This window comes from Bacillota bacterium (assembly GCA_036504675.1).
In the GTDB taxonomy this organism is placed as follows: Bacteria; Bacillota; Sulfobacillia; order JAJYWN01; family JAJZPE01; genus DASXUT01.
In genome coordinates, this window is record DASXUT010000194.1 from 1 (window position 1) to 2,417 (window position 2,417).

The following is a 2,417-nucleotide window of genomic DNA, read 5'->3' on the forward strand; positions in this document are numbered from 1 at the left end:
GTCCTGCTCTTCTTCCTGCCGCTCCTGATCGCCCGTTACTCCCTGCAGCGCTACAACGACCTCCGGACGGTCTACCTCAGCACCATCAGTGCCCTGGTCCGGGCCCTTGAGCAGAAAGACCCGTACACTCAGGGCCACTCCCACCGGGTCAAGGAGTATGCCCTGGCTATCGCCAAGGAGATGCAGCTGCCGGCCGACCAGCTCGAGCGCCTGGAATACGTGGCCCTTCTGCACGACGTGGGGAAGATCGGCATCCGCGACACGATCTGGCTCAAGGCCGGTCGTCTGGACCAGGCCGAGTACGAAGAGATCAAGCGCCACCCGGTGGTCGGCGCCGAGATCATCGGGCAGATCGAGCTCCTCGGGCGCGACGTCGAGATCGTCCGCAGCCACCACGAGTGGTTTGACGGCTCCGGCTACCCGGACCACAAGGCCGGCTCGGACATCCCGACCGGAGCCCGGATCCTGGCCGTGGCCGACGCCTTCGACGCGATGACCACCGAACGCCCGTATAAGCCGGCCTACGGCTACGCCGAGGCCCTTGAGGAGCTCAATCGATTCTCCGGCCGCCAGTTCGACCCGGAAGCGGTCCGCGCGTTCATGACCGCGGTCAAGGAAGTCATCCGGGTGACGCCGCCCGCCGGGGCCCAGAAGGCCGTCTGACTCCGGAACGTCCCATCGCCTGCAAAGGGGGCTCTAGCCGCACCTTGATGACCATCGGTCTGCTCCTGGCACTGGCGGTCGGGTGGGTCCGGGGGGGCCGCATCGGCCGCTTCACTGATTTCCGTTTCCGCTACTTCGGGGTCATCCTCCTCGGCTTCGCCATCCAACTGCTCTTGAGACTGTCCGGCCCGCCGGGCTTTGAACCCGTGGTCAAGCTGGCCTTGCCCTTGCACGTCCTGACCTATGTTCTGATCCTGTCGGCCCTGGCGGCCAACCTGTCGACCCCCGGGATGAAGGCGATCACGGTCGGGGTGGCCCTCAATTTCCTGGTCATCGCGGCCAACGGGGTGCGCATGCCGGTCTCCCGCGAGGCACTGGAGCGCATCGGACAGGAAGCCCAGATCCCGAGGCTGATCGCCGGCAAGATCCTGACCCACACGCTGACCGGTCCGGGGACCCACCTGAGGTTCCTGGCCGACGTCCTTTTTCTGCCCAACCCCTTCCCGCGGCCGACCATCTTCAGCCTCGGCGACGTCCTTATGCTGGTCGGAGTGTTCATCCTGGTCCAGACGGTGATGCTGGGTCGCTCTGCCAGTCCTCGGCAAAGCACCGGGTGACGGCCCTCGACGACTACCAGCCCGGTTGCGTGGGATGACTAAAAGTGCTAAAATGGAGTAAAAGAAGAAGGAACCGCGAGGTTCCTTTATCCGTGTTTGGGGGCTTTAGCCTTGCTGAAAATGCTCCAGAACCTGCTCGTTGGGAACTACAACGAGAAGGTCATGAAGAGAATACAGCCCATCGTGGTGGCCGTGAACGGGCTCGAGCCGGCCATTCAGAAGCTATCCAACGAAGAGCTCCAGGCCAAGACGGCCGAGTTCCGGCAGCGGGTGGACAACGGGGAGACCCTTGACGACCTCCTGCCCGAGGCCTTCGCCGTCGTCCGAGAGGCTTCTGTGCGGACCCTCGGCATGCGCCATTTCGACGTCCAGCTGGTCGGCGGGGTCGTCCTCCACGAGGGGAACGTCGCCGAAATGAAGACCGGCGAAGGCAAGACCCTCGTCGCCACGCTGCCGATGTATCTGAACTCGCTGGCCGGCAAGGGCGCCCACCTGGTCACGGTCAACGACTATCTGGCCAGCCGCGACAGCGAGTGGATGGGCCGCATCTACAAGTTCCTCGGCCGGTCTGTCGGCCTGGTCGTCCACGGCGTCGACCCGGCCGACCGCAAGCGGGCTTACCAGGACGACGTCACCTACGGCACGAACAACGAGTTCGGCTTCGACTACCTCCGCGACAACATGGTCCTTTCCGCCGAAGAGATGGTCCAGCGGCCGCTCAACTACGCCATTGTCGACGAAGTCGACTCGATCCTCATCGACGAGGCCAGGACCCCGCTGATCATCTCCGGCGACGCCGGCAAGTCGACGGACCTTTACTACAAGTTCGCCCGGGTCATCCCCCGGCTGGTCGCCGAGGACGACTACGCGGTCGATGAGAAACTCCGCACCGTGGCCATCTCCGAGAGCGGCGTGGCCAAGATCGAGAAGGCCATCGGGGTCAAGAATCTTTACGACGACAAGAACCTGGATCTGTCCCATTACGCCGACGCCGCCCTCAAGGCCCACGCCCTGTTCCACCGCGACCGCGACTATGTGGTCAAGGACGGGCAGGTCATCATCGTCGACGAGTTCACCGGGCGGCTGATGTTCGGCCGACGGTGGTCCGACGGCCTCCATCAGGCGGTCGAGGCCTAG

2 protein-coding genes and 1 pseudogene are annotated in these 2,417 nt (G+C 64.3%); all 3 read left to right on the forward strand.

What is annotated here, in order from left to right:
• The coding region (locus VGL40_15320) for an HD-GYP domain-containing protein (protein ID HEY3316633.1) at positions 1 to 663 on the forward strand (663 nt) is incomplete at its 5' end.
• Between the two features lie 47 nt (positions 664 to 710).
• A complete protein-coding gene (locus VGL40_15325) occupies positions 711 to 1,280 on the forward strand; it encodes a DUF5317 domain-containing protein (protein HEY3316634.1) in 570 nt (189 codons plus the stop codon).
• 111 nt (positions 1,281 to 1,391) lie between these two features.
• Positions 1,392 to 2,414, forward strand: a pseudogene (locus VGL40_15330) (preprotein translocase subunit SecA).
• Positions 2,415 to 2,417: the final 3 nt, after the last annotated feature.